The sequence below is a fragment of the Alloalcanivorax marinus genome (assembly GCF_016785095.1).
Lineage (GTDB): Bacteria > Pseudomonadota > Gammaproteobacteria > Pseudomonadales > Alcanivoracaceae > Alloalcanivorax > Alloalcanivorax marinus_A.
This window is the reverse complement of sequence record NZ_JAEKJB010000011.1, coordinates 1-21,214: the sequence shown is the minus strand read 5'-3', so window position 1 is coordinate 21,214 and position 21,214 is coordinate 1. Positions and strand designations below refer to the sequence as shown.

The window sequence follows — 21,214 nt, the reverse complement described above, 5'->3', positions numbered from 1 at the left end:
CGCGATCATAGATTTAGCAACCAAATTTAAAGCAGCTTCACAAGTAGCTGGCAAGCAGTTGGAAGAGACGCAGGAGCCCCATGGCCAAGCTGGAGATATTGGAATTTCCCGACCCACGACTCCGCACCGTAGCAAAACCGGTGGAGCAGGTGGATGACGCGCTTCGCAAACTGATCGACGACATGATCGAGACCATGTACGACGCGTCCGGGATCGGTCTGGCGGCCACCCAGGTGAACGTGCACCAGCGCGTGCTGGTGATCGACGTGTCCGAGGAGCGGGACCAGCCCCAGGTGTTCATCAACCCGGAGATCACCCCGCTCACCGAGGACCTGGCCCCCTACGAGGAGGGCTGCCTGTCGGTACCCGGCTTCTATGAGAAGGTGGAGCGCCCGGCCAAGGTGCGCATCAATGCCCTGGACCGGAACGGCGAACCCTTCGAGATCGTCACCGACGGCCTGCTGGCCACCTGCATCCAGCACGAGATCGATCATCTGGACGGCAAGCTGTTCGTCGATTACGTGTCGCGGCTCAAACGCGACCGGATCAAGAAGAAACTTCAGAAAATCCACCGTCAGAACGCCGGATGAGCAGTTCACCTCTGCGCATCGCGTTCGCCGGCACCCCGGATTTCGCCGCCGCCAGCCTGCAAGCCCTGATCGACGGTCCCCATGACATCGCCGCCGTGCTCACCCAGCCCGACCGGGGCGCCGGGCGCGGCAAGAAAGTCGTGCAGAGCCCGGTGAAGAAGCTGGCGCTGGCCAACGACCTGCCGGTCTGGCAACCGGAATCCTTGAAGGACGAGGCGATCCAGCGGCAAATCGCCGAGCTGGAGCTGGACGCCCTGATCGTGGTGGCCTACGGCCTGATCATCCCCCAGGCGGTGCTCGACCTGCCACGCCTGGCCTGCGTCAACGTGCACGGCTCGCTGCTGCCGCGCTGGCGCGGCGCGGCGCCGATCCAGTGGGCGATCCTGGCCGGCGACGCCGAGACCGGCAACACCATCATGAAGATGGACGCCGGCCTGGACACCGGCCCCATGCTGCTCAGCGAGGCCCTGCCCATCGGCGAGCGGGAGACCGGCGGCGAGCTGCACGACCGGCTCGCCGCCCAGGGCGCCCGGCTGCTGGGCACCGTGCTCGACGACCTGCCCGGTTATCTCGAGCGCGCCGAACCACAGCCGGACGAGGGCATGACCTACGCCAGCAAGCTGAGCAAGGCCGGCGCCCGGGTGGACTTCGGGCTGCCTGCCCGGGGCATCGTTAACCGGGTGCGCGCCTTCAACCCCTGGCCGGTGGCCTGGGTGGAGCTGGACGGCCAGCCGCTGCGCCTGTGGGACGCCGAGGAAGCCCACGGGGACGTGGACGACGCCGAGCCGGGGCGCATCCTCACGGTGAGCGACGAGGGCCTGATCGTGGCCTGCGGCGATGGCGCCGTGCGCCTCACCCGGCTGCAGTTGCCCGGCAAGAAACCCCTGACCGTGGCGGAAATCCGCCGTGGCCATCCCGACTTGTTCCAACCAGGAGCCTTCCTTGGCTGAAAGCCCGGACCCCCGCCTGGCGGCGGTACGCGCCCTCAACCGCGTGCTGCCCGGCCAGGGCGATGGCGCCAGCCTGCGCGAAGTACTGCGCCGGGGCGTTCCCGACGGCAGCGCCGGCGGCCTGACCCGCGACCTGTGCTTCGGCGTGTGCCGGTATTTGCGCCCGCTCAATCAATGGCTCAACGACCAGCTCGATAAGCCGATCAAGGCCAAGGCGCAGCCGGTACGGCTGGCGCTGCTGTGCGGGCTTTACGAACTGTGGTTCACGGAGCGCCCCCAGCACGCCGTGGTGAACGCCTACCCGGAGCTGTGCCGGCGCCTCAAGGCCGGCTGGGCCAGCGGCCTGACCAACGCGCTGCTGCGCAAGGCCAGCCGCCTGGACGCGGCCACCGCCTTCGCCGGCTACCCGCCGGCGGTGGCCAGCTCCCTGCCGGACTGGCTGTGGCGGCAGTTCCAGGAGGATTGGCCGGAGCAGGCCGACGACATGGCCCGGGCGAGCCTGACGCCGCCGCCGTTCACCCTGCGTGTGAACCGTCGGCGGCACGACCGCGACCAGGCCCGCGCGGCGCTGGGCGAGGGCGCCCGACCCAGCGAGCTGGCGCCTTGGAGCCTCTACCTGACACCGCCCCGGCCGGTGACGGCGCTGCCCGGCTTCGACACCGGTGCTTTTTCGGTGCAGGACGAGGCGGCGCAACTGCCGGCGGAATGCCTGGCGGTGCCGCCCGGCGGGCGGGTGCTGGACGCCTGCGCCGCCCCCGGCGGCAAGACCGGCCAGATTCTGGAAGCCTTCCCCGATGCCCGGGTGGTGGCCCTGGACCAGGTACCGGCGCGCCTGGAGCGGGTGCGCGAGACCCTGGCACGGCTCGGCGTGGATGCCGAACCCCGGGTCGGCGATGCCGCCGAGCCATCGCAATGGTGGGATGGCGAGCCCTTCGACGCCATCCTGCTGGACGCCCCCTGCTCCGCCACCGGCATCCTGCGCCGCCAGCCGGACGTGAAATGGCACCGGCGTCGCGCCGACCTGCCACCGCTGGTGGATTTACAAGCGCGCATGCTGGATGCACTATGGCCGCTTCTGCGGCCCGGTGGCCGGCTGGTGTACGCCACCTGTTCGGTCCTGCGCGAGGAGAACGACCGCCAGGTAGCGGCGTTCCTGGCGCGCACGCCGGACGCCGCCGACCTCACCGAGCGGCCGCCCGCGGCGCCGGCGGTGGAAGCGGGCTGGCAACTGCTGCCCCGCGAGAACGGGCCGGACGGCTTTTACCTGGCTTGCCTGCGCAAGCACGAAGCGCCGGGACCTGATGAACAAGAAGGCGATCGATGAAGATCATCATTCTGGGGGCCGGCCAGGTCGGCGGCACCCTGGCGGAGAACCTGGCGGGGGAACGCAACGACATCACCGTCATCGACATTGACGGCGAACGGCTGCGGGAACTGGGCGACCGCCTCGACATCGGCACCGTGCAGGGGATGGGCTGCTACCCCTGGGTGCTCAAGGACGCCGGCGCCGAAGACGCCGACATGCTGATCGCGGTGACCAACTCCGACGAAGTGAACATGGTCGCCTGCCAGGTGGCCTACACCCTGTTCCGCACCCCCACCAAGATCGCCCGCATCCGTACCGCCTACTACACCAGCCGCGCCGACAAGCTGTTCAACGAAAGCGCCATCCCCATCGACGTGATCATCAGCCCGGAGCAGGTGGTCACCGACTACATCAAGCGCCTGATCGAACACCCCGGCGCCCTGCAGGTGGTGAACTTCGCCACCGGCCGGGTGCAGCTGGTGGCGGTGCGTGCTTACTACGGCGGCCCGCTGGTGGGCAACGAGCTGCGCGAACTTCGCAAGCACATGCCCAACGTGGACACCCGGGTGGCGGCCATCTTCCGCCGCAACCGGCCGATCATCCCGGAAGGCAACACGGTGATCGAGGCGGACGACGAGGTGTTCTTCATCGCCGCCAAGAACGACATCCGCGCGGTGATGAGCGAGCTGCGCCGCCTGGAGCACAACTACAAGCGCATCCTGATCGCCGGCGGCGGCAACATCGGCTACCGGCTGGCCAAGAGCATCCAGCACCGCTACAACGTCAAGCTCATCGAGCGCTCGCCGAAACGCGCCGAGTGGCTCGGCGAGCGGCTCAACCACACCGTGGTGCTGCAGGGGCTCGGCACCGACCGCGACGAGCTGCTCAAGGCCAACATCGAGAACACCGACGTGTTCTGCGCGCTCACCAACGACGACGAAGCCAACATCATGGCCTCGCTGCTGGCCAAGCGCCTGGGCGCGCGCAAGGTGATGACACTGATCGCCAACCCGGCCTACGTGGATCTGGTACAGGGCCACGACATCGACATCGCCATTTCACCGCAGCAATCCACCATCGGCAGCCTGCTCACCCATGTACGCCGGGGCGACGTGGTCAACGTCTACTCCCTGCGGCGTGGCGCGGCGGAAGCCATCGAGGCGATCGCCCACGGCGACGCCAAGTCCTCCAAGGTGGTGGGCCGCGCCATCGAGGACATCGACCTGCCGGAGGGCACCACCATCGGCGCCATCGTGCGTGGCGAAAAGGTACTGATCGCCCACGACGATCTGGTGATCGAGCCCAACGACCACGTGATTCTGTTCCTGATCGACAAACGCCGTACCCGGGATGTGGAAAAACTGTTCCAGGTCGGGTTCACCTTCTTCTAGGACGCCGGGGATGCACTTCGCGCTGATCTCGAAAATCCTCGGCCTGCTGCTGGTGGTGTTCAGCTTCACCATGATGCCGCCGGTAGCCGTGGCGTTCTATTACGGCGACGGCAGCGAAGGCCCCTTCCTGACCTCGTTTTCCATCTCCATGCTGCTCGGCCTGATGCTGTGGTTGCCGTTCTTCCGCCACCGTGCCGAGCTGCAGGCCCGCGACGGCTTCCTGGTGGTGACCCTGTTCTGGTCGGTGCTGGGGGTGATCGGCGCCCTGCCCATGCTGATTTCCGACGCCGTGCCGGTGGGCTTCACCGACGCCGTGTTCGAGTCCGTGTCCGGCCTGACCACCACCGGCGCCACCATCCTTTCCGGCATCGACGAGTTGCCCAAATCGATGCTGTTCTACCGCCAGCAGCTGCAATGGCTGGGCGGCATGGGCGTCATCGTGCTGGCGGTGGCGATCCTGCCGATGCTGGGCATCGGTGGCATGCAGCTCTACAAGGCGGAAATCCCCGGCCCCATGAAAGAGGCCAAGCTCACCCCACGCATCGCCGAAACCGCCAAGGCACTGTGGTACGTGTACCTGGCGATCACCGTGGCCTGCGCCCTGGCCTACTGGGCCGCCGGCATGAGCCTGTTCGACGCCGTCTGCCACAGCTTCAGCACCGTCTCCACCGGCGGCTTCTCCACCCACGACGCCGCCATGGCGTACTGGGACAAGGCCGCCATCGACTGGGTGGGGGTGATCTTCATGCTGATCGGCGGCATGAACTTCGCGTTGCATTTCGCCGCCTGGCGCGGCCGCTCCCTGCTCACCTATGTGCAGGACCCGGAATTCCGCTTCTTCATGGGGCTGATGCTGATGTACATCGCCCTGGTGGGCATCGGCCTGATGTTCTTCCACATTCACGACCACCCGGATCAGGCCGCCCGGCACGCCGCCTTCCAGGTAGCGTCTTTCGGCACCGGCACCGGGCTGACCAGCACCAACGCCGCCGCCTGGCCCGGTTACATTCCCTACCTGCTGATCTTCACCAGCTTCATCGGCGGTTGCGCCGGCTCCACGGCGGCGGGCATGAAGGTGGTACGCGCCGCGCTGATCGCCCGCCACAGCCTGCGTGAGCTGCGCCGCCTGATCTACCCGAACGGGGTGTTCGCCCTGCGCTTCGGCAAGCACGTGGTCAACGACCGGGTACTGCAGGCGGTGTGGGGATTCGTCGGCGTTTACATCACCATCGCGGTGATCTTCACCCTGCTGTTCACCGTCACCGGCATGGACCTGACCACGGCGGTGAGCGCCGTGGCCGCCTCCATGAACAACCTGGGCGTGGGCATCGGCCAGGTGGGCGGCGGCTTCGCCAACATCACCCCGGAAGCCAAGTGGATGATGACCCTGCTGATGCTGCTCGGCCGTCTGGAGATCTTCACCTTCCTGGTGCTGTTCACGCCCCTGTTCTGGAAGCAATAGGAACCGGCTAGTGCCGTAGGACTGTAGGAGCGACTTCAGTCGCGATCAAAGGCCGTGCCGACGGCATCGCGACTAAAGTCGCTCCTACAACATCTCCCCCCCCCGGGGCCCGATACCGGATCAGGCGATGTTGTTCACCCGGCGGCTGTCGCGGAACAGCTGGTCCATCTCGCCCTGGTAGTAAGCTTCCACCCGCGGGTTCATCACCTTCTTCCACAGCGGCGGGAACAGCGCCAGCACGTACATGGCCGCGTAACCACCGGGCAGCTGCGGGCTCTCTTCATAATGGCGCAGCACCTGGTAGCGGCGCTTGGCGTAGGCGTGGTGGTCGCTATGCCTCTGCAACTGGAACAGCGCCAGGTTGGTAAGCAGGTAGTTGGAGTTCCAGCTGTGCGCCGGCGTCACCCGCTCATAGCGGCCATTATCCTTGACCCGACGGTGCAGACCGTAGTGCTCGACGTAGTTGATCACTTCCAGGGTGAAGGCGGCCACGAAACTCTGGGCGCAGAAGAACAACACGCCCTGCCAGCCGAACAGGACGCCGAAGGCCACCGCGAACAGCGCCGAGATGCCGTACCACCAGATCAGCTCATTGTGGATGCTCAGGTTTTTCTTACCCTTGCGCTCCAGGTACTGCTTTTCCAGCCGCCAGGCGTTCAGAAAGTTGTGCTTGAACGCGTGGGGCAGGAACGCATAGAGCCCCTGATTGTACTGTGAGGAAGACGCGTCCTCCGGCGTGGACACATGCACATGGTGGCCGCGCACGTGCTCCACCTTGAAGCCCGCATAGGTCACCGACGACAGCAGCAGACCGCCCATCCAGTTTTCCAGCTTGGGATCCTTGTGCACGAACTCGTGGCCCAGGTTGATGGCGATGATGCCACCCACGGTGCCCATGGATACGATCCAGCCCAGCTTGCCCAGCCAGGAATAATCGTTGTTCACGAACACCCAGCCACCGAAAAACAGGGCGCCCAACCAAATGAACCCCATCAAGAACAGGGACCCGGTGTAGAAACGCTCCTGACTGAGCGAAGGCACCTGTACCTGTTCGTCCGGGTTGGAAGGGTCCTTGCCGATCAGGTAGTCCAGCACCGGAATGACGCCGAACACCACGAAGTAGATGAACCAGGCCCAGTAATCCTGGGTGCCAGCCTCCCGGCCGATAAAGGCACTCAACGGCAGCAGCGGCAACACCAGGGCCCAGAACCCCAGATATCCCCATTTTTTTATTTTCAGCATGGTGTCGGAATGCATCGTGGCGAACATCGTTTGGCCTCCTCCCCGGCGACCCGGGGTAAACGGTGCGTCCTGTTTTCATCGTATGACGGACGCGGGTCTCCCATGACTTTATCAGTCCTCGATGGCAACGTTACCACCCTTTCTTGAATTGTCCAACAACTCAATTCGTGACATAGAAGCCCCGGCAACGGATAATGACCACCCAAAGGAGGAGTCAGGATGTCGCTGAAAGCGGTAAGTTTGAGCGAGCAGATCGCCGAACATCTGGCGGAGCGGATCATTCGCGGGGCACTGGCCCCCGGGGAAAAGCTGCCGGAAACGGACTTGGCGAAAGAGCTGAATGTGAGTACCAACTCACTTCGGGAGGCCTTCAGGCTGCTGGAGAAGCGACACCTGATCGAGCTGCAACCGCGCCGGGGCGCGCGGGTCTGCGAAGTCACCGAAAGCCAGGTCCGCGACCTCTATGACTTCCTGTTCCTGCTGCTCTCGCACATGGCCGCCCGCGCCGCCCGGGACTGGCAACCCGGCCAGATCGAGGACCTGGCCGCCATGCTGCCGGAACTGGAGCGCCACTATCAGGCCGACGACATGCCCGGCGCCCACCAGGTGGCCTTCCGCTTCGTGGAGCTCGCCACCCGGCGGTTCGCCAACAACAGCTACCTGGCCGCCGACATCGAGGACCTGGTCCCCCTGCTCAAGCGCTTCTCCTACATCGCCCTGCAGGAAGAAACCACGGAATTCGACGGCTCCCTGCGCATCTTCCAGCGCCTGCTGGAGAACGTCCTCGGCCGCAACCCGGAACAAGCCGCCGCCGACATCCGCGAATACGGCGACAACCAGTGCCGCATCGTGCTCAGAGCGGTGGCCAAGCGCTACGCGGCTTAGCGGGCCTTGCGGCGAAGAACCGGGGCGCCCAACTATCAGCACCTTTACTTCCCCAGCCTTCAGTCTGCTTGATGACATGTCGAAATTGACATATTATGTCGAACATGAGCCCCAAGGACAAGCCACTGATCTGGCTACATGGATACGTAAAGACGCCGCCTTTCTCGGCCGCCGCCAGATTAGAGGCGGGCTATCTGCTGCGTGAACTGCAGCGCGGTATAGCGCTGACCATGCCGCACTCCAGACCCATGCCCTCCATAGGCGCTCATTGCCACGAACTTCGCATCACGGACGACGACAAGATCTGGCGTATATTTTACCGGATAGATACGGATGCCATTGTCATAGCGGATATTGTTAAGAAGAAAACCGGCAAAACTCCGAAGACGGTAATCGACACATGTAAGGCCAGATTCAGGATGTATGATGATGCATGCGAATAAACGTAAGAAGCTCGAGGAAAAGGGCTGGAAAATTGGCGATGCGGACGAGCTCCTGGAACTCACGCCAGAAGAATCCGCCTACATTGAAATGAAACTGGCGCTCAGCCAGTCTCTCAAAGAGAGTCGACGTAAGAAAAATCTGAGCCAGGTCGAGCTGGCGAAGCTGATCAAATCCAGTCAGTCTCGCGTTGCGAAAATGGAAGCTGGCGACCCGAGTGTCTCCTTGGATCTGCTTATGAAATCATTGCTTGCGCTTGGAGCCTCACCGGAGGAAGTGGGCAAAGTAATCTCTTCAGGCAAGCCCCGAGCAGCCTAGCCCAATACCAAGTGGCAACCAGCAGAGCTTTTGCTCTACGGGGCGACCAGACACGCCTCAATCGATCTCTTCATATAGGCAACAAGCGCGTCAAAATCCTCTCGCAACCATTCACCGTATACAAACTCGGCCTTAGGCGGAAATCGCCAAGGCGCGACCTCGGACACCGTGATCACCGTCAGCTCCAATGCCCACACGCCCCGAGTATTCCCAACCGCGCCGGGTACGCTCATCGAGAGATCAGGGCCCTTCTTTGCTCGAAGGTAGGCGGCTCAATCATCGCGACCAGGACATCCACGTCACTGTCGCGCCTTAAACCACCCACGACGGCGGAGCCGAACAGGTAAATGCCGATGATCGAATCACCAAGCGCAGCCTCAACGGCCGAACCGTGCCTGCTTCGCTTCGTCGGGCATCTCTGCATTTGCCATATAAGCCAGGATATCCTCGCGCCGCTTACTACCGGTTTTTTCCGCAAGACACGGTTGGAATCTATTTGATCAGCTCGTCATGCATCGCGCTTGAATTCCCGGATCTGCTTTGCTCGAAGCAACAGATACAGCGCAAACCCAACCGCCACTCCAGGCACAATGCCGAGCAGCAGGCAAACCCACCCCTTTTTAACTTCATGGGCCTTGGCTTCATAAGCCACCCAGACAGCAAGAACAACCCAACAAACAAGCACATCCGTCGAATAGCCACTCGAATAAGGATTCACAAACCCCGCCGCGAACGCGCCCCATACATCGGGGTTCTCAAAAAGCGGTGGCAAAACGGTCACAGCAAAGAACGCCGTGAAGAAAAGAGCAGCGACAACCAACATTCCTTTATAGATCGATTCGGGCATCTTTATATCCCTCTGCTTGCCATAGCGTAGTTAAGCATCGGTACCGGGAGGCATGAAATGCCGCTGCTCGTTACCCCATCATTCCTCATTCTCGGTCGTTGGCTTTTGCCTAAACCACTGAATCTGACCACATGATGTGCATTCCAGAATCGTGACCCTTCGGTTCAGCCAATCAAGATTCAAGAAGGTGGCAAACCAGGTGTTCAGTTGAACCTGGCGACTGGAGAATGACTCGCCCCCGCAATGGAGGCACTTAACTTGCTTGCCAGCCGCGTAAAATTTCATCCCAGCCTTCTTTATCAATTTAACCGAAGATCGATTCCGCCCCTCCAGGTACCCACTAATGAGAGAGGCACCCAAAACCAGGGCGACGAAAACGAACGGGATCAGCAGAATTACGATATCGTTCATTCCTTTCCCTAACACCAGACATAGCAGGATTTCTTATTGGCAGTATATTTACGCCACTGCCTATAAGCCTATATCCAACCAGCCGCACAGCAATGCTCGTTTACGAATTGGATAGTTCGCAAGCGCGGAAACCGCTTTGGCACAGCCACCTTGCCAATTTTCCTGCCCCAGATTCCCGCGACAATTTCCGCGCCACTTAACAATTATTTGGGCTCGAACCGACGAATCGGGTACCAGCTGTAAGCCTTCACGGTCAACGTTAACCCATCGACGCTATTGCTTCTGAAGCCATAGAGTTTATGGTCTTCCGCCAAAGCCAGGACGCCATTTTCTACTGTCGACTTAATCGCGAACTCTTTAATCTCTTGGCCGTTTTGGCCAAGAACCGAGAACTCGACCAGCAGATCATAATTATCCAGAGGGAAATCACTGTTTGTTTGACGCAGGTTAGCCTTGAATTTCACCTTTGGTGTGTCGTATTTACCATCAGGATTGCTAAATTCCACGTCTGACAGAGAAAAATCCAGTGCCGGATCCAGTGCCATATAACGAAACTGGCCAAGGTCCTGCTGCGTAGAACGGAGCTCTTGTTTAACCGCATAGAGCTCCTCCGCCAACTCACGGTGATCCTCCTCAGAAACAACACAGCCTGAAACCAGCAACACCGCGCTCAAAACCCCAAGAGACAACATAGACTTCACAACAAGCTCCTTATAGTTGAAATAATTATTAAAACACACTTTATCGCCCCGGTGCGCGATCGCGAACGCATTGAACACCTTGGTTAACTTCGGACATTTAGATTGACCTCATTAGCCGGCGACAAAGGAAGCCGCCAACCAACGATGAATGCCACTAATATAACCAAAAGGAAGTGTAAGAATGGTGCAACTTCGTAGAGGCTGGTTAATTTTGATACTTGGTGTGCAAGAACAAAGGTAAGTGGCCCCATCCAGAACAATGGCTTTAGCACCATGTTCTTTCCTGCAATTAACTGGCCCAGCCAATACCCAGAAAATGCAAGCACGAAATAAATAGCCGCCTGAATCAGTATGGATAAAGAGTCAAAAGGCAAAGACCCCTTTACCATTGGGACCATTAGAAAAGCCACTGAGGTTATCGAAAGCGTTATAGAAAAAATTAAGGCTTCCTTTCCATGTTTCATTACTGCTCCTTATACAGCTGACGCCGACCATCATGCGCTAGTCGCACGCTTGGCATTGTTATATCTACTCCACATCATCACTGCCGCAATCCGGACACTCTTCTAACAACTGTTCCTTTCTGGTGGCGGGGATAAAGTCCATGCAGTCATTGCAATAAAGCTCGTACTTCTTAGCACTTCCCTCGCAAGTATCCGGGTGGCAGCTTGTCAATTCCGGGTCATTAAATGGAACCCAACGGCGCCTGCATTCCCCCGGCGGGAGGACAACAGCCATGAAAATAACTCACCAACAGTACTTACACCTCTTTTCTCGTGCCATCCCTAACCCATTAGATATAACACCGCAAGCAAAATATTTGGCTGCTACCGGCCAAGGTTTAGATCCAATGGTTCATTCAAATTCGGCACGCCGTTTTCAATCGGGTATAAAACTGCCTTGGGGTCGCATGCGGAGCTTTCCTCTGATTTTATAATGCCCGCTGTCCCTATTGAAGTAAGGGTTTCCGGGATATTTGAGTCAGAGGTTTGACCAACCTTAGTCAGCAGTCCGTTCGCAAACTCAGCAGAGAGGCTGGAAGACCCATACCCTGCCTTGAAGTCTAGATGCCTTTTTTCGCCTGGCAATGTCACCGCAGTTGCGGAACTCACACATTTGTCAGTTACAGCGTAGAAAAGATACGGAACCGGCTCGTAGTAAACCGCGCCGTCTTCGTCGGCATTGAAATCGATGCTTGCACACCCTGAAAGGACCGTCGCCAATAATACTGTCATGTATTTTATCATCATATTTTTTCCTTTGATCTTCTGCATATCGCTTGCAGCATGCACACCCACGGAATGGAGCCGAAGGCGCAATGTAGTGGGCGTCGCCGTGCCTGCACTGGTTATGCAGTGTTGGCGCGGGTTAGTAATTCCAATACCTGTTCAAAAATTTTCTCTACATGCTCTCTGTTCTCAATATTTTCTGGAAGTGCTGCCCGATCACCTTCAACGCCCGCGATCATTTCCTGGAGCATGCCAGGGCGCTCAGCATCAAGACGCTGAAGAAGCCCCGTCAACAGATACAGAGCCGCATCGGCTTTAACGCTTTCCATATATTAACCTCAGTTCCCAGTTCCATAATGCTGTATAACAGGTATTAGGACGCCGGCTCGAATATCCAATGAACGAGCGGGCGTCATATCTTGTAAACCGGCATGTAATGGCTTCAGATCAAACCAGAAATCTCCAAGCTCGACAAATCCGGATAACGCCCTGTCGCAAAAGCACAAAAAACGCGGTCGAAGCCGCGTTCTTGTGTCGGCACCGCACGCGCTTATGCGCGGTGGCCGAAGGTCTGCCGCCTGGGGCGGGTATTTACCAGGTCACGCTAAAGCCGGTGACGCGGCCGCTTTTCCAGAGGTTTTTGGCGCCGTTGGGCGGCAGGCAGTTGGTGCGGCGGTTGCCGTTGAAGCCACACAGGGCTTCGTCCCAGTCCGGGGAGCCGGTGGTGTTGTAGCCAAAGCCGGCGTTGCCTTTGGGGACGGCCGGCGAGAGCCGGACGTAGCCGCGGCCGCCGCGGCCGTCTTCGACTTTTAGCCAGAGGGTGGTGGAGGACGGGAGCGAGCAGTTGCCGTTGCCAGTCCATTTGTAAGAGCCGCTGACGGTGGGTTCGCCCATGAGGCTGTCGAGTTTATAGATGACCTGCATGTTGCTGACCTGGCAGTTGCCGACGCGGAAGTTGCTTTGGCTTTGCGAGCCGGCGCCGGGGCCGACGGCGAGCGCGGCCACCGGGGTGGCGAGGAGCAGGGCGGCGAGGCCGCGTTGGAGGGAAGATGAAAAGATCATGGTGGCGTCCCCTGTGATGAAGGTATACGCCGGATAATCCGCGCTCCGGAACCGGGGCGCATGCCCCATCTGGGGGGTGCGACTGGTGGACTTCAGTGGCCCAGGAGGGCCCGCACCACGCCGTCGGCCAGGGCTTCTCGGTGTTCCAGGGGGCTGGCGGGCATCAGGCCGTCGAGCCAGGGGCGGGCGAGGTAGTCCACCGGGCCGAATACCAGCGCCAGCACCAGGGCGGGGCGGCGGGCCAGGGGCCGGGTTTCCGGCCAGCGGTTGAGCCAGTGGCTCAGGGCGGTGAAGTAGCGGCCGTTGGCGTCGCGTAACTGCGGGCCGGCCTGGCTTTCCAGGCGGGGGCGGGCGGTGAGCAGGAAGCGGGCCCAGTCCGGGTGCGCCACGATCCATTCCAGGTAGTCGCCGACCAGGGCGCGCAGGCCTGCTTCGGCGGAGTCGCCCCGGGCCATGGCGGCCATGGCGATTTCGCCGAAGTGCTCCACGCCGGCGACGAACAGGGCGGTGAACACGCCCTGTTTGTCGCCGAAATGGTGGTAGAGGCTGCCCACGCTGACGCCGCTGCGGGCGCGGATGGCGTCAATGGTGACCGCGTCCATGCCGCTTTCGGTGGCGCAGGCCAGGGCCGCCGCCAGCACCCGCTCCCGGGCACCGGGACGGTGCCGCATGGGGGTTGCTTCGCTCATACTAGAATCCTATTCTAGAACTATATTCTAACCGATTGTTTCCTAGAGGTTGCCATGACACCGCAAGAATTGCAGGCCCTGGGTGAACGCGTGCTGGAGGCCCAGCCGTTCAGCCGTTTCCTGGGGACGCGCCTGGATCGTTTCGTGGAGGGGGAGGCCCAGCTTTCCCTGGCGCTGAAACCGGAGTTCCTGCAACAGCACGGTCGCCCCCACGGCGGCGTGCTCAGCTATCTGGCGGACAACGCCCTGACCTTCGCCGGTGGTTCGCTGTACGGCGACGGCCTGACGCTGGAGTTCAAGATCAACTACGTGAAGGCGGCCAAGGGCGACACCCTGGTGGCCCGCGCCCGGGTGGAGAGCGCGGGCCGCCAGGCGGCGGTATGCCGGTGCGATCTGTTCGCGGTGGCCGACGACGGCGCCGAGACCCTGTGCGCCGTGGCGCAGGGCACCATCATGGCGCCGGCGGCTTAGGGCGGATCAGCGGCCGAGAATATCCCGGGCGATGATTTCCTTCATGATCTCGCTGGTACCGCCGTAGATGCGCTGGATGCGGGCGTCCACGAAGTCCCGGGAGATGGGGTATTCCTTCATGTAGCCGTAGCCGCCGAACAGTTGCAGGCATTGGTCGGCGACCTTGCCTTGCAGTTCGGTGGTGGTGAGTTTGGCGATGGAGGCGTTGGTGGTGCTGAGTTCGCCACGGTCGTATTGGTCGGTGCATTGGGCGCAGAAGGCTTTGTTGACCTGGACCTGGGCGTGCAGGTCCGCCAGCACGAAGCGGGTGTTCTGGAATTTGCTGATCGATTGGCCGAAGGCCTGGCGCTCCTGGGTGTAGGTGACGGTGCGGTCGATCATGCCTTCGCAGGCGGCGACGGCGCCCAGCGCCAGGATCAGGCGTTCGCGGGGCAGTTCGTTCATCAGGTTGAAGAAGCCTTTGCCTTCGCCGCCGAGGATCTGGTCGGCGCCGACTTTGACGCTTTCGAAGAACAGCTCGGAGGTGTCGGCGGCGTGGTGGCCCATCTTCTCCAGGTTGCGGCCCCGGGAGAAGCCCGGCAGGGAGGCGTCCACGGTGAACAGGGTGACGCCCTTGGCGCCGGCGTTGGGATCGGTCTTGGTGGCGAGCACGATGACGTCGCAGTGCTGGCCGTTGGTGATGAAGGTTTTCTGGCCGTTGATGACATAGCCGTCGCCGTCTTTTTCGGCGCGGGTTTTCATGCCTTGCAGGTCGGAGCCGGCGCCGGGTTCGGTCATGCCGATGGAGCCCACGGCTTCACCGGTGACCATTTTCGGCAGCCAGGTTTGTTTTTGCTCCTCGGTGCCCAGGTGGAGGATGTAGGGGGCAACGATGTCGGAATGCACGGAGAGGTTGGAGGCCAGGGCGCCGAAGCCCATGCGCGAGGCTTCTTCCACCATCACGGCGGAGAGCCGGAAGTCGGCGCCGAAGCCGCCGTACTGCTCGGGCACGTCCACGCACAGCAGGCCGTTCTCACCCATCCGGTTCCAGAGTTCGCGGGGCAGTTTTTCGTCCTTTTCCCACTGGTCGTAGTGGGGTTGCACTTCCTTCTCCAGGAACTTGCGGACATTGTCGCGGAACAGGTCGATTTCGTTCTGATCAAGCATGGGGCGCCCTCTCTACAACGGCAGAAAAGCGGCGACGGGCCGCCGGGGAAGGCGACAGTTTAGCGGCTCGGAGCCGCGCGGTCGCCGACCGGGCGTGGCCGGCCGGTCACGGGGCGGGCGGTCAGTCGTCGGGCTGAACCACCACTTCGGCGCGCAGGGAGTTGGCGACGAAGCAGTTGCGGTGGGCGGCGTCGTGGAGTTTCTTCAGGGCCGCCGGTTCCGGCTCCGCGTCGAACACCACCCGGGGGTGCAGCTCAATGCGGGTGATCGCCATGCGCCCGTCCTCGTTCTTTTCCACCACGCCCTGGGGGCGGTCCACGTAGCTGAGCACCTTGAGGCGCTGCTTGGCGGCGATGGACAGGAAGGTGAGCATGTGACAACTGGCGGTGGCGGCGATCACCGCCTCATCGGGATTGACCCGGTTTGCGGAGCCGAAGAACTCCGGTGACGCGGAGGCCTGAACCACTTCACCGCCGGCGAAGGTCCACTCATGGGACCGGTCGAAGCTGTCGTAGTCGAAACTGGCATCCGGAGCCAGATGCCAGGCCACGGTGGCGCCGTATTCACTCATGGTGCCTCTCCCCTTTTCTGATTGTCACTGACACCATGCTACGCCTTCCCTGGCGGTGCAATACTGAGCCGCGTCAACGTTTTATCGGCACGCCCAGATACTGCAGTTTCACCGCCCCTTCCGGGATCTGGAGGTTGATGCTGGCGCTGAGAAACAGCAACAGTTTGCTCAGTTCCACGTTCACCGGAATCGGGTTGCGGTTGTATTGCTGGATCGCCATGCGCCCGTTGGGCAGGAAGGTGAGCGGGCCGGCCAGATCCATGGTCAGCGGGTAGCTGTGCTGGTTGTGCTCGCCGCCCAGGGGCGCTTCCAGGTAGGGCGCGTCGAGATACAGGTCCACTTTGGCGCGGAATTCCGGGCCATCCTCGGTTTCCAGAATCCAGCCGGGGATCAGGCCATCGTTGTCACCGCAGGCGCCGTCGCCATCGCCGGCGGCGCAGGTGTAGCGCATGCGCATTACCTGGGTGCCGGTGGGGCTCTCGATGGGAATGCCGCCTTCGATCAACACATCCGCCTTGACCGTCACCGAGGAGGCCAGGATCAGGGTCGGATGCAGCGCCACCCTTACCCCGGGGATGCGCTCTTCCTCGGGCGTGGAGGGGTCGTCGTAGACGCCAGGCCCGAGTACTTCCGAATTGAGACCGCCCACCACCTGGATGTCACAGGCCTCGGGAGTACCGCAGCTCAGGCGCGGGTTCTGGGTCAGAGCGCTGCCGCCCAGTACCTGGAGGCGGGTGGTGTTGAAGCCCGGCTGGCCACCGATGTAGCCCGGTTCGCCGTCGTCGAAGCGGCCGTTGCCGTTGACGTCGGCGCTGGGCAGGTTATCCAGCGCCTGGAACACGCCCTCGCGGGCGGGTTCGCCCCGGAAATGGATCTCCATGTCCGGGCCGCCCCAGTCGGGTTCGGGCGCTTCCAACAGGGCGGTTTGCAGGCGCATGCCGGCGCTGGAGCAGATCGCCTCGCCGCCGCGGCAGTCGTCGGCGGCCTGCCCGGAGGCTCGATTCACCGATTGCAGCTTGTAGCGGTAGGCCACGCCGGGCTCCCAGGGCCGGTCGGGGACGAAGGTCAGGATGCGGGCGCTCTTTTCAAGGCGGCCGGGGACCGCCGTCTGGCAGTCGTATTTGCGTTTATCGCCGTCGTTGCGGATCACCGGCGCGCCGCTGGCGTCGGTCACCACGCGCTCGACCCGGAAGCTGCCTTCATTGCAGCTCTGGCCGAGAATCACCGATTCCGGGTCGATGTCCTGGGAGAAGGTGACGCGGATCGGTCGTTTGGCGGGCAGCCGCGACACCGGCAGGTGATCATCGTCGGCGCCGCCGCCCCGGCAGACGCCATGGTCTCCATCGGCGATGTTCCAGGTGGTCTTGTCCACCGCGCAGGGGAAACCGGGATAGGTGGTGGTGGCCACCGGCGCCACCGGGTCGCCCACCAGCGCCGGCAAGTGGAACTCCCGGCTTACCGGCACCAGCGGGTTGGGCGGGTCGGCCAGATCGGTGGCGCGGTCATTCAGGGCGACCTGGTACGGGTCGCCGGGGCGCAGCGGGGTGAGCGGGCGCACCACCAGGGTGGCGCCGTCCAGGGACCAGTCAAACGGCTCCACCTGGCCGGCCCGGGTCAGGGTCAGGGCCTGCTCCACGCTGACCGGGTCCAGCGGCTCGCTGAAGTTGAGCACCAGCGGGTCGCCGGGTTTCACGGTGGGCGCCAGGCCATCCTGGTTGATCAGCGGCGTCATTGATTGCAGCACCGGCGGGGTCGTGTCGGGGATAGGCGTCGGCGCGCCGATCTGGTCCGGGTAGGATTCGGTGTGCAGGCTGAGCAGACCGAACCCGGTTTCCTGGCCCAGCACCTCCGGTTCCACCACTCCCAGCGCGTCCATGATCAGGCTGGCGCCCCGGGTGCGCACCAGGCCCACCAGCTCCACCTGCAGCAGGGTCTGGCTGAGGCCGCCGTTGGCTTCCGGGTTTTCGGCGGTCATCGCCATGTCCACGTACAGGCGCACCTGGCGGGGGGCGTCGTCGTCGGTGCTGTAGTGGTTGGGCATCAGGTAGCCGGTGGCGTCGGACAGGAAGGTCACGGTGACGTCGCCGGTCTCGATGCCGGCGGGTACGGTGCCGGCCACCTTGACGCTCACGTTGCTGCCCCGGAGCAGGCTGCCCCGGGCGATGCGCAGCGGCGACACCAGCGGGAAGTTGGGCTGGTAGGCCAGCTCGGTGAACACATCGCCGCTTTGCTGGGTGGCGTCGCGGTCGCCCAGCAGCACGGCATCGATGGGCACGCAGTTGAGCGGCGCGCCGGACAACAACGACCGCCGGGCGTCATCCGCGTGGCAGGAATCCGGCCGGTCGCTGCCCGCCGGCGTGTCCTGGACCATCACCGAGCGGGGCCGGGAATCCCGGGCCACCCAGCTTCGCTCCACGGTTTCGCCCAGGGTGGTGCCATCAAAGGCGCGGATCGAGCCGTCCAGGGTCAGGGTGTAGCGCTCGCCGGGCTGTAGATCCTGGCGCGGGTCCAGGCTGATGGCATCGTTCTGGGCCAGCAGCACCGCCGGCACCAGTTCATTGCCCCGGGTAAGACGCACCGACTGCCCATAGACCAGGCTGCGGGTGTCCAGGAGGCGGCTGAAACGCAGGCGCCAGGTGGCGAAATCCATGGCCGGCAGTTGCTCGCCGTCCGGGCTCATCTCCACCAACCGCAGCGGTCCTTCGCGGCGCCGTTCCTGGTTGGGCCCCCGTGGCTCGAAGCGGGTGCGGAAACGAATCCCCTCGCCGGGCAGAGCGAAAGAGAAATCGTCGCCGCTCAGGCCGTTGAGGCGCAGGCGGTAAAGGGTATCCGGCTGCAGCGGGCCATTGGCGGGACGCACCATCAGGCTGCGTCCGTCGCCTACCACCTCCGGCTCGGACAGTGGCACCGGGTTGCCCTGTTCATCCTGGAGCAGCAGGTCGCCGCCGGAGGGGTCGCTCACCGGCGCCGACAGCCGCAACACCAGCGGCGTGTTCGGCGACACCCGTTGCTGGCCGTCGTAGGGATAGCTGAAAAACACCTCGCCGCCGTCCTCGCCAATGCGGGGCGCCGCGTCGTTGCCGGCGGCGCCGTCGCCGCCACCCCCACAGGCGCTCAAAGTCGCCAGAGCAGTGATCAGCAACAGGGCCGGGAGAGGGAAGGAGTGCCTTGCCATGGTTATTGTCTCCAACGCCACGCCGGCGGCGCCGGACGGCGGTTTCTTGTTCTGGGGTCCGTGCTCGGGATGCCGGACGGTCTTGGTGGCACTAACGTACCACTTTATTCGAGACAGAAAACCCCGCCGTGCACGCACTTACAAAAAGCCAACAATCGACAGGGGAGAGCCAGGGAGGGAGGAGCGGCGCCCTCAGTCGGCGCGCAGACGTTCGGCCACCGCCCGCGCCACCCGGGGGCTATAGAGCAGGGAGCAGTGCCCCAGGTAGGGCAGGTGCAGGTTTTCCTCGGCGTCCGCGAGCACCGCGGTGGCGGCGGGCAGCACGAAGTTGTCCATGTCCGAGTAGAGGCAGAAGAAGCGGGCGCCACCGGGGCACTCGCCCTCTTCCGCCAGCTCCCGCACGAAGGGGCTGCGGTAGCGCATTTGGGCGGCGGCGCCCCGGGCCGGGAACAGCGCGGCGATGCGCGATCCGTAATGGGGGCTGCCCAGGGTAACGACCTTGCGGACCCGACCGGCCAGGCCCAGGTTCTTGATCGCGTAGCGGCTCAGCGGGCCACCCATGGAATGACACACCAGGTCCACCTGGTCGGCACCGGTGCGCTCCAGTATGCGCTCCACATGCCTGGCCACCTGCCCGGACAGCTTGCGCATATTGATGTGCGGCGGCGTGTAACTGACCGCGTAGACGTTGCGAAATCCCCAACGCCGCAGGCGCCACTGCATCCACAGAAAATTAGCGCTGTTACCGCCGTAGCCGTGGATCAGCACCACCGGCGGCCGGTCCCAGGCGCGGGCGCGCTTGGGCGAGGCGTCCTGAATCAACCGCAGCGGATAGGTGGCCACCAGAAAGGTCAGGCTGAGGGCCTCCAGCAGCATGGCGCGCAGCACGCGCCCGGCCTTCAGGGTGGCCGGCGCCTGATCCAGCACCGGCTCGGGGAAGTTGCGCCGGTCGTAGTGCCAGACCAGATAGAACGCCAGGGTGACGTAGGTGGGGATCAACACCACCACCACCAGAACAACGGACAAAATCCAGAACATGACGGCCTCCAGTACCTTGATCACCGACCCTACCCGCAGCGCCGCCGGCACTCAACGGAGTACCGCTGCGATAACAACAAGCGGCGGCCATTGACCGGCCCCGGCCAGTGTGGCCGCCCGGACGCCGCCATGGCACACTGCGGGACCTCCAAGGCACCGGGATACACCATGACCGACACCGCGATCATCAACGAGGTGGGCCTGCGTGATGGCCTGCAGAACCAGCCCGCCCCCGTGGACACCGATACCAAGGCGCGCATCGCCGAGGCCCTGGTGGCCGCCGGCGTTCGCTATCTGGAGCCGGTGAGCTTCGTCAGCCCCAAGGCGGTGCCGCAAATGGCGGACGCCGCCGCCCTCACCGAACGGCTGCCGCGCGGCGAGGAGCTGCGTTACACCGCCCTGGTGCCCAACCTGAAGGGCTACCAGCTGGCCCGCGACGCGGGCTACCCCACGGTGGCGCTGGTGCTGTCCACCACCGACACCTTCAACCAGCGCAACCTGAACATGAGCCTGGAACAGGCGGCGGCCAGCTGCGAGGCGATCCTGGCGGCGGCCCGGGAGGACGGCGTCGCCACCCGCACCTACATTTCCGGCGCGTTCGCCTGCCCCTACGACGGCCCGGTACCGGTGAGCCTGAGCCAGTCCCTGGCGGAGCGCATGTTCGCCGCCGGCAGTGACGAGGTGGCCATCGCCGACACCATCGGCGGCGGCAATCCGCGCCAGATGAAGGACATCATGGGGCCGCTGATCCGCGACTTCGGCGCCGAGCGGTTCTACGTGCACCTGCACGACACCCGCGGCCTGGCGGCGGCCATGGCCTGGGAAGCGGCGGACCTGGGCGTGCGCCGCTTCGACGCTTCCCTGGGCGGCCTGGGCGGCTGCCCGTTCGCTCCCGGCGCCACCGGCAACATGGCCACCGAGGATCTGGTCTATCTGCTGGAAAGCGTCGGCCTGAAGACCGGCATTGATATAAAGGGCCTGCGCGAGGCCATCGCCCTGGCCGCCGACGCCACCGGGCGCCCGCTGGGCGGGCGCATTCTTTCGTGGATGGATTCCCAGGAGAAACAGGGCAAGACCGTTTGCCTGTGGTAGCGCCGCCCCCATCCCCGTACGAGCGGCTTCAGCCGCGATCAAGGAGGATACCGCCTCCCTATCGCGACTGAAGTCGCGCCTTGTGTCTCTCCGCAGGGAGATGATTAGCTACCATCCCCTGTCAGCCCGGTGGCAACCCGAGTCGCTCCTGAGGTCCTTGAACCTGTGCCGTAGATCGGACCACCGGGCTGTTTCTC

At 63.1% G+C, this 21,214-nt stretch carries 22 protein-coding genes and 1 pseudogene; 10 read left to right on the top strand and 13 right to left on the bottom strand.

The genetic code is table 11. The features are described from left to right. The first annotated feature begins 80 nt into the window (after window positions 1-80). Genes def through JF515_RS15685 form a run of 5 tightly spaced genes read left to right on the top strand, consistent with a single transcriptional unit; the run spans window position 81 to window position 5,699 of the window. Window positions 81-590, top strand: coding sequence for a peptide deformylase (gene def, locus JF515_RS15705; protein WP_203105412.1), 510 nt, complete (start codon window positions 81-83; stop codon window positions 588-590). Continuing rightward, window positions 587-1,540: a methionyl-tRNA formyltransferase gene (fmt, locus tag JF515_RS15700; RefSeq protein WP_203105411.1), complete on the top strand. Its 954-nt coding sequence runs from the start codon at window positions 587-589 to the stop codon at window positions 1,538-1,540. The genes def and fmt overlap by 4 nt, the downstream gene beginning before the upstream one ends. Next, complete coding sequence (rsmB, locus tag JF515_RS15695; protein WP_203105410.1) at window positions 1,533-2,864, top strand: 16S rRNA (cytosine(967)-C(5))-methyltransferase RsmB; 1,332 nt, start codon at window positions 1,533-1,535, stop codon at window positions 2,862-2,864. The genes fmt and rsmB overlap by 8 nt, the downstream gene beginning before the upstream one ends. After that, on the top strand, window positions 2,861-4,237 hold the full coding sequence (trkA, locus tag JF515_RS15690) for a Trk system potassium transporter TrkA (protein WP_203105409.1): 1,377 nt from the start codon (window positions 2,861-2,863) through the stop codon (window positions 4,235-4,237). Before rsmB ends, trkA begins: the two co-directional genes overlap by 4 nt. Window positions 4,238-4,247: 10 nt before the next feature. Then, window positions 4,248-5,699, top strand: a complete 1,452-nt coding sequence (locus JF515_RS15685) for a TrkH family potassium uptake protein (protein ID WP_203105408.1) — start codon at window positions 4,248-4,250, stop codon at window positions 5,697-5,699. A 120-nt stretch (window positions 5,700-5,819) separates the two neighbouring features. Here JF515_RS15685 and JF515_RS15680 read toward each other — a convergent pair whose 3' ends face one another. Beyond that, window positions 5,820-6,968, bottom strand: a complete 1,149-nt coding sequence (locus JF515_RS15680; RefSeq protein ID WP_203105407.1) for an alkane 1-monooxygenase — start codon at window positions 6,966-6,968, stop codon at window positions 5,820-5,822. A 192-nt stretch (window positions 6,969-7,160) separates the two neighbouring features. Here JF515_RS15680 and JF515_RS15675 point away from each other — a divergent pair, with 192 nt between their 5' ends. From JF515_RS15675 to JF515_RS15665, 3 genes are all read left to right on the top strand, one after another. Next, entirely contained in the window at window positions 7,161-7,826 is a 666-nt protein-coding gene (locus JF515_RS15675; RefSeq protein ID WP_203105406.1) for a GntR family transcriptional regulator, read from the top strand. Window positions 7,827-7,921: 95 nt separating this feature from the next. Continuing rightward, window positions 7,922-8,269, top strand: a complete 348-nt coding sequence (locus tag JF515_RS19740) for a type II toxin-antitoxin system RelE/ParE family toxin (protein ID WP_203105405.1) — start codon at window positions 7,922-7,924, stop codon at window positions 8,267-8,269. After that, a complete protein-coding gene (locus JF515_RS15665; RefSeq protein ID WP_203105404.1) occupies window positions 8,253-8,585 on the top strand; it encodes a helix-turn-helix transcriptional regulator in 333 nt (110 codons plus the stop codon). Before JF515_RS19740 ends, JF515_RS15665 begins: the two co-directional genes overlap by 17 nt. Before the next feature lie 279 nt (window positions 8,586-8,864). On the opposite strand, the pseudogene JF515_RS19735 reads toward JF515_RS15665, so the two are convergent. The 8 genes and pseudogenes from JF515_RS19735 to JF515_RS19645 form a co-directional block, all read right to left on the bottom strand. Next, a pseudogene (locus JF515_RS19735) lies at window positions 8,865-8,952 on the bottom strand (nucleotidyltransferase domain-containing protein); the annotation flags it as partial. Between the two features lie 141 nt (window positions 8,953-9,093). Further along, window positions 9,094-9,432 carry a DUF2834 domain-containing protein gene (locus JF515_RS15655; protein WP_203105402.1) on the bottom strand — a complete coding sequence of 113 codons (339 nt, stop codon included), beginning with the start codon at window positions 9,430-9,432 and terminating at the stop codon, window positions 9,094-9,096. A 614-nt stretch (window positions 9,433-10,046) separates the two neighbouring features. Next, window positions 10,047-10,544: a hypothetical protein gene (locus tag JF515_RS15650; protein WP_203105401.1), complete on the bottom strand. Its 498-nt coding sequence runs from the start codon at window positions 10,542-10,544 to the stop codon at window positions 10,047-10,049. A gap of 83 nt (window positions 10,545-10,627) precedes the next feature. Further along, complete coding sequence (locus JF515_RS15645) at window positions 10,628-11,008, bottom strand: hypothetical protein (protein WP_203105400.1); 381 nt, start codon at window positions 11,006-11,008, stop codon at window positions 10,628-10,630. A 363-nt stretch (window positions 11,009-11,371) separates the two neighbouring features. Next, a complete protein-coding gene (locus tag JF515_RS15640) occupies window positions 11,372-11,818 on the bottom strand; it encodes a hypothetical protein (RefSeq protein ID WP_203105399.1) in 447 nt (148 codons plus the stop codon). A 74-nt stretch (window positions 11,819-11,892) separates the two neighbouring features. Beyond that, entirely contained in the window at window positions 11,893-12,102 is a 210-nt protein-coding gene (locus JF515_RS15635; RefSeq protein ID WP_203105398.1) for a hypothetical protein, read from the bottom strand. A gap of 262 nt (window positions 12,103-12,364) precedes the next feature. After that, window positions 12,365-12,835: a hypothetical protein gene (locus JF515_RS15630; protein ID WP_203105397.1), complete on the bottom strand. Its 471-nt coding sequence runs from the start codon at window positions 12,833-12,835 to the stop codon at window positions 12,365-12,367. Window positions 12,836-12,927: 92 nt separating this feature from the next. After that, window positions 12,928-13,524, bottom strand: coding sequence for a TetR/AcrR family transcriptional regulator (locus JF515_RS19645; protein ID WP_203105396.1), 597 nt, complete (start codon window positions 13,522-13,524; stop codon window positions 12,928-12,930). A gap of 54 nt (window positions 13,525-13,578) precedes the next feature. On the opposite strand from JF515_RS19645, the gene JF515_RS15620 reads away from it, so the two are divergent. Continuing rightward, on the top strand, window positions 13,579-13,995 hold the full coding sequence (locus JF515_RS15620; protein ID WP_203105395.1) for a PaaI family thioesterase: 417 nt from the start codon (window positions 13,579-13,581) through the stop codon (window positions 13,993-13,995). Window positions 13,996-14,001: 6 nt separating this feature from the next. Here the strand turns inward: JF515_RS15620 and JF515_RS15615 are convergent, their stop codons facing one another. The 4 genes from JF515_RS15615 to JF515_RS15600 form a co-directional block, all read right to left on the bottom strand. Continuing rightward, window positions 14,002-15,141: an acyl-CoA dehydrogenase family protein gene (locus tag JF515_RS15615; protein WP_203105394.1), complete on the bottom strand. Its 1,140-nt coding sequence runs from the start codon at window positions 15,139-15,141 to the stop codon at window positions 14,002-14,004. A 121-nt stretch (window positions 15,142-15,262) separates the two neighbouring features. After that, entirely contained in the window at window positions 15,263-15,712 is a 450-nt protein-coding gene (locus tag JF515_RS15610; protein WP_203105393.1) for an OsmC family protein, read from the bottom strand. Window positions 15,713-15,785: 73 nt separating this feature from the next. Continuing rightward, window positions 15,786-18,887 (bottom strand): Ig-like domain-containing protein, encoded by a 3,102-nt coding sequence (locus tag JF515_RS15605; protein ID WP_203105392.1) that lies wholly within the window; start codon window positions 18,885-18,887, stop codon window positions 15,786-15,788. A 192-nt stretch (window positions 18,888-19,079) separates the two neighbouring features. Beyond that, window positions 19,080-19,925, bottom strand: a complete 846-nt coding sequence (locus JF515_RS15600) for an esterase/lipase family protein (RefSeq protein ID WP_203105391.1) — start codon at window positions 19,923-19,925, stop codon at window positions 19,080-19,082. Window positions 19,926-20,093: 168 nt separating this feature from the next. On the opposite strand from JF515_RS15600, the gene JF515_RS15595 reads away from it, so the two are divergent. Further along, a complete protein-coding gene (locus tag JF515_RS15595) occupies window positions 20,094-21,017 on the top strand; it encodes a hydroxymethylglutaryl-CoA lyase (protein ID WP_203105390.1) in 924 nt (307 codons plus the stop codon). The last annotated feature ends 197 nt before the right edge of the window (window positions 21,018-21,214 follow it).

What these genes read in the sequence shown, in the direction of transcription:
- JF515_RS15685 (WP_203105408.1), top strand. Translation starts at nt 4,248, where the DNA reads ATGCACTTCGCGCTGATCTCGAAAATCCTCGGCCTGCTGCTGGTGGTG.
- fmt (WP_203105411.1), top strand. Translation starts at nt 587, where the DNA reads ATGAGCAGTTCACCTCTGCGCATCGCGTTCGCCGGCACCCCGGATTTC.
- JF515_RS15630 (WP_203105397.1), bottom strand. Translation starts at nt 12,835, where the DNA reads ATGATCTTTTCATCTTCCCTCCAACGCGGCCTCGCCGCCCTGCTCCTC.
- JF515_RS15640 (WP_203105399.1), bottom strand. Translation starts at nt 11,818, where the DNA reads ATGCAGAAGATCAAAGGAAAAAATATGATGATAAAATACATGACAGTA.
- JF515_RS15595 (WP_203105390.1), top strand. Translation starts at nt 20,094, where the DNA reads ATGACCGACACCGCGATCATCAACGAGGTGGGCCTGCGTGATGGCCTG.
- JF515_RS15615 (WP_203105394.1), bottom strand. Translation starts at nt 15,141, where the DNA reads ATGCTTGATCAGAACGAAATCGACCTGTTCCGCGACAATGTCCGCAAG.
- JF515_RS19740 (WP_203105405.1), top strand. Translation starts at nt 7,922, where the DNA reads ATGTCGAACATGAGCCCCAAGGACAAGCCACTGATCTGGCTACATGGA.
- JF515_RS15675 (WP_203105406.1), top strand. Translation starts at nt 7,161, where the DNA reads ATGTCGCTGAAAGCGGTAAGTTTGAGCGAGCAGATCGCCGAACATCTG.
- JF515_RS15620 (WP_203105395.1), top strand. Translation starts at nt 13,579, where the DNA reads ATGACACCGCAAGAATTGCAGGCCCTGGGTGAACGCGTGCTGGAGGCC.
- def (WP_203105412.1), top strand. Translation starts at nt 81, where the DNA reads ATGGCCAAGCTGGAGATATTGGAATTTCCCGACCCACGACTCCGCACC.
- JF515_RS15655 (WP_203105402.1), bottom strand. Translation starts at nt 9,432, where the DNA reads ATGCCCGAATCGATCTATAAAGGAATGTTGGTTGTCGCTGCTCTTTTC.
- JF515_RS15645 (WP_203105400.1), bottom strand. Translation starts at nt 11,008, where the DNA reads ATGAAACATGGAAAGGAAGCCTTAATTTTTTCTATAACGCTTTCGATA.
- JF515_RS15665 (WP_203105404.1), top strand. Translation starts at nt 8,253, where the DNA reads ATGATGCATGCGAATAAACGTAAGAAGCTCGAGGAAAAGGGCTGGAAA.
- JF515_RS15605 (WP_203105392.1), bottom strand. Translation starts at nt 18,887, where the DNA reads ATGGCAAGGCACTCCTTCCCTCTCCCGGCCCTGTTGCTGATCACTGCT.
- JF515_RS15610 (WP_203105393.1), bottom strand. Translation starts at nt 15,712, where the DNA reads ATGAGTGAATACGGCGCCACCGTGGCCTGGCATCTGGCTCCGGATGCC.
- JF515_RS19645 (WP_203105396.1), bottom strand. Translation starts at nt 13,524, where the DNA reads ATGAGCGAAGCAACCCCCATGCGGCACCGTCCCGGTGCCCGGGAGCGG.
- JF515_RS15635 (WP_203105398.1), bottom strand. Translation starts at nt 12,102, where the DNA reads ATGGAAAGCGTTAAAGCCGATGCGGCTCTGTATCTGTTGACGGGGCTT.
- trkA (WP_203105409.1), top strand. Translation starts at nt 2,861, where the DNA reads ATGAAGATCATCATTCTGGGGGCCGGCCAGGTCGGCGGCACCCTGGCG.
- JF515_RS15600 (WP_203105391.1), bottom strand. Translation starts at nt 19,925, where the DNA reads ATGTTCTGGATTTTGTCCGTTGTTCTGGTGGTGGTGGTGTTGATCCCC.
- JF515_RS15680 (WP_203105407.1), bottom strand. Translation starts at nt 6,968, where the DNA reads ATGTTCGCCACGATGCATTCCGACACCATGCTGAAAATAAAAAAATGG.